At 35.5% G+C, this 8,927-nt stretch carries 3 protein-coding genes; all 3 read left to right on the top strand.

What is annotated here, in order from left to right:
• The first annotated feature begins 580 nt into the window (after positions 1-580).
• The 3 genes from D5R40_RS27560 (at position 581) to D5R40_RS27545 (ending at position 7,616) form a co-directional block, all read left to right on the top strand.
• A complete protein-coding gene (locus D5R40_RS27560) occupies positions 581-2,146 on the top strand; it encodes an IS200/IS605 family accessory protein TnpB-related protein (protein WP_124155505.1) in 1,566 nt (521 codons plus the stop codon).
• Between the two features lie 394 nt (positions 2,147-2,540).
• A complete protein-coding gene (locus tag D5R40_RS27550; protein WP_124155504.1) occupies positions 2,541-3,227 on the top strand; it encodes a polysaccharide deacetylase family protein in 687 nt (228 codons plus the stop codon).
• Positions 3,228-4,670: 1,443 nt separating this feature from the next.
• On the top strand, positions 4,671-7,616 hold the full coding sequence (locus D5R40_RS27545) for an S-layer homology domain-containing protein (protein WP_124155503.1): 2,946 nt from the start codon (positions 4,671-4,673) through the stop codon (positions 7,614-7,616).
• Positions 7,617-8,927: the final 1,311 nt, after the last annotated feature.

The following is an 8,927-nucleotide window of genomic DNA, read 5'->3' as shown; positions in this document are numbered from 1 at the left end:
TTGAGCAAAAACTCCTATTGCGCCATACGCAACAAAAGCAAATCTTGAGCAAAAACTCCTATTGCGCCATACGCAACAAAAGCAAATCTTGAGTAAAAACTCCTATTGCGACATACGCAACAAAAGCAAATGCGATCGAATTAAGTAAAAATTCTTATTGCGACATCCGCAATAAAAGCAAATGTTGTCGAAGTAATATAAATTTGTGACCGAAACTGTATATATCGAAACCAGTATAATTGGCTATCTAACTGTCAGATAGAGTAATAACTTAATCCTGATGGCTAATAGACAAATTACTATGGATTGGTGGGAAAAATACCGGGGTCATTTTACGCTGTACATCTCTCAGGTAGTTTTAGATGAAGTAGCTTAAGGAGATACTGTTGTTTACTAACACCAAAAAATATAGACTATCCTGGACAAACATCTACAAAATGTCTAGGATGTGAGACAATCTAAAGCAGAAAAATTAGGAACCTGACACGAAACTTGAGTTCATGTCAAAGCTATCACAAATATGATTGACACCCAAAGACTTGCTCTGCTAACCTTAGAGTGAAGTAATTCAATGTAAGTAATGGCCAAATCTCACGGTTCCTTAACAGGGATAGAAGCCAAAATTGAATACCATCCTGTTTTTGAGGAACTGGGAGAATTGTATGAATCCTGGAAACGGTCTGCTGTCAACTGGATGCAAACTGAGAAGTTGTCAGAATCAGAAGTAGAAAAGCTTCTAATGAAGCGGTTTAACATCCAATGGGCATGGGCTGATTCAATTGCCACTGAAGCAACTCAATGCTTAAGCCAATTAAAAACAGCTAAGAATAACAATATCACTAAATTAGAGTTACAAACCCAAGCTAAAACAACTGCTGCAAAAAAACTCATCACTAAACTAGAAAAAACTTTAAAATTAGCAACAAAAAAAGGTTTTCCGCATCTACAAGCCCGAAATAAATTTTTTCATCAATTGCTAGGCTTAAAGAGTAAAATTCAGAAAATAGCTAGTCTGAAACGAAAATTAAAGCAGTTAAAAAATACAGAACGTTTACATATTTGTTTTGGGTCACAGAAATTATTTAATGCTCAACATAATTTAGCAGAAAATGGATATAAAACCAAAGAAGAATGGAGTGTAGATTGGAGCAAAAAACGCTCAGGCAGATTTTTATGTGTAGGAAAATCTCAGCCAGGGGGTGGAACTATGCTCAAAGTTTTCCCATTACAAGAGGATGGGTTATATCAATTACAAGTTCAACTACCGAGACCATTACAGGATAAATATGGTGATAAAATACAGTTAGAATTTTCTGTTTCAGATAGGGATGGCAGATATAGAGCAACAGATTTAGATTATGCCATAAACAATTTAAAACCAATCACAATTCAAGTTTTTCGCAGGGAGAATAAACAGGATAATTGGTATGTACATTTAGCTACTTACATACAAGAAATTCCAGTAGTTCATACAAGAAAAAATGGTTGTATAGGTATTGATTTTAATGCGGAATCAATTTCAGTTGCTTATGTTAAATGGGATGGAAATATTGAATATTTAGAAGAAATACCTTACCAATGGAAGAATAAAACTACTGGGCAACGACAAGCATCAATGAGAAATATTGTTTGCCAAGTTGTGAAATTAGCAGAATTTTTTGAATGTGCTATTGCTATTGAGTCTCTGGATTTTACCAAGAAAAAATCCAAGATGAGCGAGGAAGGTAAAGTTTATAATGAGATGCTTTCCAATTTGTCTACGGGAATGTTTAGGGAAGCTATATTGTCACGTTGTAGAAGATTTGGAGTTGAATTAATTAAAGTTAATCCAGCTTTTACCAGTGTAATTGGAATGATTAATTATATGGCTAAGTATGGCCTGAATAGTGGCACTGCTGCAGCTTTAGTAATTGGCCGTAGAGCCTTAAAATTATCAGAAAAAATACCACAGTGTTTGTTGAGACCAGAGGATGTCAACAAACATGATTGGAGTCATTGGAGGCGAGTTGCTAGTTTTATTAAACTACATCGTATTCGGAGGACTCAACTTTTTCAGTGGAGGAAAGCCCTTGAGGGAATCCTAACCCATAGTTTGTGGGCGGAACATCAACTTTCACAGGAAGTACACATTGAAACGGGTGAGTAATCAAATCATTTGCACTCACCGATGGCAAATGTCTAGCGCGTGTCTAGTTTTCAAGAAGGTGAAATAGCTACTAAGAGACTGGAGATTTTGCAAGATTTTCCCTTACTTGGATTAAATTTAACGGTAGAAAACTTAGCCAAATAATTTTTGACTCTCAGCAACCTCCCCCCTAAAGCTGCTAATGATGCGTTACATATTGCCCTAGCTATAGTCTATGGTTTAGATGACCTGTTAACATGGAATTGTAAGCACATTTATGGATCTTATTTAATTCTTGTTCCTTATCAAAATAATTGGGTCACGCAACCCCACCTTTTAAGGCGAAATATTTTTGGAAGCTTGCTCAAATACTGGTTACAAAAACAACTCCTGACTTCTAACTTCTGACTTCATTATGGCACTAGCACCTTTATTTCCTATTTTACATCCAATATTAAAATCAGCTTTCCCTAATTGTTTATGGCAAGGAAATACACAAAAATCAGAAATTACTCTTACTTTTGATGATGGACCACATCCAGAATATACACTTCAATTATTAGAAGTTCTAGATAAATATCAGATTAAAGCTAACTTTTTTTGGTTAGGTATATGTATAGATCGTTATCCAGAAATAGCTAAAGCTGTATATGAAAAAGGTCATTGGATTGGTTTACATGGCTACGAACATATATCATTTCCTCAACTAACTCCTATTCAACTTAAATCTAGTTTAAAAAAAACGCAGCTTTCTATCTATAATGCTTGTGGATTAGAAGCAAAATTAGTTTGTGATGTTCGTCCTCCCAATGGTGTATTTCTACCTCAAACTTTAAAGTTATTACAGGAATGGGGATATCGAAATGTTATGTGGAGTGTAGTACCTGAAGATTGGGTTAGACCAGGAATTTCAGTTGTAGTTAATCGAGTAGTTCAGCAAACCTCTAATGGTTCTATTATTGTTTTGCATGATGGATGTTATGGCGGTCAAGATGTGGCAAAAATAGCTGCTGAAATAATTCCAATTTTACTAGAAAAAAATTACGAGTTTATTACTATAGACAAAATGTGGCAAACCAATATAACGCTCCGTGCAATGTAAAAGTCAGTAGGGGCAAACGGCCGTTAGCTTCGCAGAACTATCTTTAACGCCCGTACAAAAGTAATCCCTAACTCTCGTTTTTTATAAATGTCCGCGCCCTTTGTTTCAACTGCTATAAAACAGATATAGCTTTTTCATTTGAAATACGGAAACAGAATCTTGCTAAAAAGGAAACAGTAAAGAAGAAAAACACTATTAAATAGTAGCTTTGCACAATAATTAATGGATACTCAATACAGAATTTTTTTCTAAGAAAAAATCTCAATCTAGATTTACATCTCATTTGGAAACGCTATATAAGTAAGTAACCAATAATTTTAAGGAAAGGTAATTGTTAATTATTAAAGCGTTGGTGATTTTGGCTATAATTTGTAAGCATTCAGCCGTCAGCAATTAGCAATCAGCTATTGCTTTTAGTTTTAGATAAAAGCTTTACTAATTGAGGCAGAATTTATACTTAACTATAAAATATGGTGCTCAACAGTCTATATTCATTAAAACCTCATCATAATAGCTGAGAGCTGACAGCTAATAGCTGAATGCTTACTATAATTTTGCTTTAATGACTATTGCCTAACTAGGGCTTGCGCTCATAAATATCAAAGTCTTTATAGATCAGGACTTACGCAAAGGCACTATACATAGTGTGTCAGTGCGTTACGCTACCGCTAACACACCCTACTAATAGCGTTAATTCGTAAGTCCTGTAGATAAAGGTAAATGCCTTTTTAGAACGTGAAAAAGCACCTAATTTTCGCCTTATAAAGCTGAAAAAATGAGTATTTTGGCGTATAGTTTTGCAGAGTTGGAAAAGGATGATTTTTCATTCTACCTCCTCTACAACTCCCTCCAAATCTTGAGTTTTAGCTACTCCCTACTCCCTGCCGAGCGCAAAAAGACTAGTGAAGCGCAAACCCTAACTATTAAATGAAAAGCATTTTATATTTTGTCAAGTTTAGATTGCATCCCTTGATTCACCAACGCCATTATTAATTGTTGAAATAAGCCTTTTATCGTAATCCCGGTTTAAACATTCCATAAAGCATTATTGAATTGACAAATGTCTAATAGATATCTCCAATAATAAAAAATAAAATCAATTATTCCACATCAATCATCAATTATTTCTCCCTACTCTGTACGGACGTTGTATGTAACGTCCCTACTACTCCCTCTTTTCTAGAGATGTCTAATAACAATGGAACTAAATATAATTTTCTTTGGTCAAAGATAAAATAAACTGGCTAGAATAAGTGTAAGTATTTTCTGCGGAATGCTGCGTAAACAGCTGTCAGCTATTAGCTAGCCTCATAAGGTCAGAAATGCGGACTTCAGCTATTAATTTTGGGAAAGGTAGAAGCAACCTTTGAAATTAAGAAATAATAAAAAAATTACTGTCAAAGTCTCATTTTTTTAGAATTCAAAAGTGGTGGAGGAAAATTAATGATAAAAATTTATAAATGGCATCCTGTCCTTGCTTTATTTATAGCATTAAGTACCATAATAAATCCCAAATTATTTCAGCATAAAATTATAAAACCAGCACTTGCTCAAACAACCTTAAAAGATATACAAAACCATTTTGCTCAAGCTTGTATTGAAGATTTATTAGACAAAAAAATCATATCTGGCGACTATGAAAGTCAAACATTTCGTCCTAATGCACCTGTAACTAGAGCAGAATTTGCTGCAATGATTACTAGAGCTTTTCCCGATGCAAAATTAGTACGCGATCCGGTTAAATTTGTAGATGTTCCTCAAAATTATTGGGCTTATAATGCAATTCAAAAATCTTATGAAACGGGTTTTTTATCCGGATATATTGGTAAGACTTTTAACCCTACTCTCAAGATTACAAGATGGCAAGTATTAACAGCTTTAAGTGAAGGATTAAATTATCGAAAAAGTACATCTGTAGAAAAAAATTTAAACACAACCTTTGAAGATGCAGAAGCAATTCCTGAAGAGGCAAAAAAATCTATTGCTGCAGCAACAGCCAAAGGTATTGTTGTAAATTATCCAAATGTGAGAAAACTCAATCCTAATCGAGATGCTACTCGCTCAGAGGTGGCTACTTTTTTATGTCAATCTATTGCAAATACTGAAACAAATAATGATAGTTTAGTTTCTAAAATCCCCTCAGAATACATTGCCAAAATTGATATAGATACTCAATCAACAACTACCGCAACTGCACCAGAAACTACTCCAGAATCTACGGCAAATACTAACTCAGAAACTACTCCAGAATCTTCTACAGAAAATACAGAACCACCAGGAATTGTAGAAAGGTTTGGCAATGGTAATTTACAAGCAGAAATTATTTACGAACAAGCAAATAATACAGATTTAGTAAGTAACTTAAATCTGAAAATTATCAGAGATGGAGAAATTATTTTAAATGAACCAATACCAGTTAAATCTTTAGCAGGTGACTCAGAATCTGACACTGAAATGGAAGTATTAGCAGGTAGATTCGTGAAAGTACAGTTACTAGACTTAGATGGAAATGGAGAATCAGAAGTATTAGTAGATTTAGTAACTATAAATAATAGTGATGTTGTATTTGATAGTGGTACTTATTCATTGATTTATCTCTACGAAGCAACACGAAATAAATATTCTATGTTGCGTCATTTCTGGGGAAATGTAAATTATAGACTTACAGATTTAGATCAAGATAATATTCCAGAATTTAAAAGTGTTGATGGTAGATTTGCTAAGGTATTTTCTAATATAAATGATGCTAGATTTCCCATTCGTATTTGGCAGTATCGTCAAGGAGAAATGGTAGATGTTACCAGGCAATATCCAGTACAAATAAATACTAGCGCTTCAGAACTTTGGCTAGAATTTTATCAGCGTTCTAGTCAAAATCAAAATGTCAAAGGAGTTTTGGCAGCTTATCTAGCAAATAAATATTTGTTAGGTCAAAAAGAAGATGGTTGGAAATTAATAGAAAAGGTATATCAAAACAGCGATCGCGAAGTATATTTTGATAGTTTGCGTCAATTTTTAGTAGATAAAGGTTATGATAGCGATCGACAAATTAGCGGAAATGTAGTTGTGCCTGAAAATACTGCTACAGAAAATCAAGAAACTGTCACCTTTGCGACTAATGACACGGAAGAAATTTCACCTCAAGTAACTACAGAAAAGACAGAAACAGAAAATACACTTCCACCAGAAACAACAGAAACAGATGATAACCCTGAAACACAAAGACCCGAAACTTCACCCCAAGCAACCACAGAAACAGAAAATACACTTCCACCAGAAACAACAGAAATAGACGACAACCCTGAAACACAACAACTCGAAACTTCACCCCAAACAACCACAGAAACAGAAAATACACTGCCACCAAGAACACTGCCAGCAAAAACAACAGAAACAGACGACAACTCTGAAACACAACAACTCGAAACTTCACCCCAAACAACCACAGAAACAGAAAATACAGAAACGCAGCCAGATATTAGTAACGATTTAGTGCTAGCACCAAGGTTAGTTCGCTCTCTATCTAATCAGCAAACAGATTCTGCTTTATCTGTAACCATTAGTTTTGATGGAGAAATATTAGCCAGTAGTCGCGGTCAAGATATCCTACTGTGGAACTTACAAACAGGCAAATTGCTAGATACTTTATCCAGTCATCAAGCTAATGTCCGCTCAGTAGCAATTAGTCCAGATGGAAAAACTCTAGCTAGTGGAAGTGGAGATGGTACAGTAAAATTATGGGATATTCCTACAGGAGAAATGCTCGTCAGTTTTTTGCATTCAGGGGTAGTAACTGCTGTTGGTTTCACCGCTGATGGCAGAGCAGTAATAGGATGCAGCGCCGATCGCGGAATGAAATCTTGGGATATTTATACAGGGCAACTACTGCACAGGATGAATGGTACTCAACCTATTGCTTTTGGCGCTGGTGGCCTGCGCATGGCAGCTAGTGGAGGGCCGAGATTTATTCGACTGTGGAATGCAGAGCAAGGGCAACTGTTGAAAAATCTTTCTATACCCAATACAAATAATAATCGTGGCATAGAAGCGATCGCTTTCAGTGAAGATGGGCAAACTATTGCTCATGCGATGAAGGGAGAAAGTAAGATTTTAGTCTGGGATGTGGAAAGCTGGAAAGTACGTTATACTCTAGAAAAACATTCTCAGGCAATTAAGGCGATCGCAATTAGTCCAGATGGAAAAATACTTGCTAGTAGTAGTGAGGATGGTAATATTAATCTGTGGGATCTTGGTACTGGAAAATTGTTGAGAAGTATCAAAGGTGATGGTGCAATTGTTTTTAGTCCAGATAGCAAACAACTTGTAAGTGTTTCGCAAGATAATATTATTCAGTTATGGCAAATTTATGGGTCTGCGATCGAACAGTAAAATTATAGGTAGTCCTATAGATGTAGTAATATCAAATCCGCTCGGGTTCGGTATAAAAAAAATTTTCATCTTCATCCAAGAGCAAATGTTTCGCGCATTCTCTTTCCTCCTGACTCCTGTCTTCCCCTCCTAGGAGGGGTTAGGGGTGGGTTGTCTCCTACCCTTACCCATAAGACTTTTTCAGAAAACCCTAATTAGGGGTTTGAGTAAGGCAGCTATGTATCCCCCCTAACCCCCCTTTGAAAGGTTTTCCCCTATTGTCACCTTAATTTTATACACAAACGATGCTACCGGACATGATATTAAGGGATAATTTGAGTAATACTAATTCCCAAAAGTAATGCTATACTTAGGCAGCACTTCAGTTATTAAGTAATTAAAACAAGTTAAATCACTTTGCATGCTAATTTGAGCTAATTTAATATTAATTGTTCTTATGTTTACTTCTTCCCCACTCCCCTACTCACCTACTCCCCTACTCAAGAAAACGTAGAAAAGTTTTTGATAAATGGTATAAGTGAGAAAAGGAAAGGAAGGATTACTTTTTGCTGCAAGAGGGTTTGTTAAAAGAGGCAGAAAGTTGGTTGGAAAAAGCAGAGCAAAAAATTCTGGAAAAAGAGAGGGAGTATGTTGAGAAAAGTAGGAAAATACGAGAGAGAGAGTGACAAAAACTTATTTCTGGGTTAACAGGTGGTTTGGCGATCATGTCATTATTTGCTGTGTAGGCGGTGTGGCAATAGCAACGTGCGGAAAGACAAAGTTTGATTAATGAAGTAGATAGTTTGAGTAATTTAGCATTGAATCAATTTCAGTCTGGGGCTTTAAACCAAATAGATTATGGTGAATCAGTAGGGGCAATTCACTAAGGAATAACAAAATTTGAACAAGGTCAGGGAAAAGCTGCCCATTTTACATTAACAGAGTTGAGAAAAAACATGATATTTCAGGTTTAAATTTCTCCATCTGCTTATAATTCTTTTACTGATACTTCTAATTCGTCTACTAATTCTTTTAGTTCTAATTGTTCATGGGAGGATAAGCTTTCTGATTCTTCATCAAGTGAACTTTCTTCTGCCGATAAGAACCTTTCTACTTCTGCTGATAATTCATCTAATTCTTCTAAAATTCTTGTTCTTTGTCTGCGTAAACTATTTGTTTGCCTGGGAAATTGTTCTAGTTCTAATTTTTCATAGGAGAAGAAGCTTTCTGATTTTTCTTCGCCAAGCTGACCAGGTTTAGTTTGCTTTGTTAAGATCCCGTTCTACTAAACTTACCCAAACTTACCCATACATGGTTGCATGAGCTTTGGAG

Origin of the sequence: Okeania hirsuta, from assembly GCF_003838195.1 — a bacterium.
Classification (GTDB): domain Bacteria; phylum Cyanobacteriota; class Cyanobacteriia; order Cyanobacteriales; family Microcoleaceae; genus Okeania; species Okeania hirsuta.
Note: the sequence above shows the minus strand (reverse complement) of the source record. Positions and strands in the feature narration are given on the sequence as shown.

Coding starts and splice junctions, on each gene's coding strand:
- D5R40_RS27545 (WP_124155503.1), top strand. CDS start 4,671: ATGATAAAAATTTATAAATGGCATCCTGTCCTTGCTTTATTTATAGCA.
- D5R40_RS27560 (WP_124155505.1), top strand. CDS start 581: ATGGCCAAATCTCACGGTTCCTTAACAGGGATAGAAGCCAAAATTGAA.
- D5R40_RS27550 (WP_124155504.1), top strand. CDS start 2,541: ATGGCACTAGCACCTTTATTTCCTATTTTACATCCAATATTAAAATCA.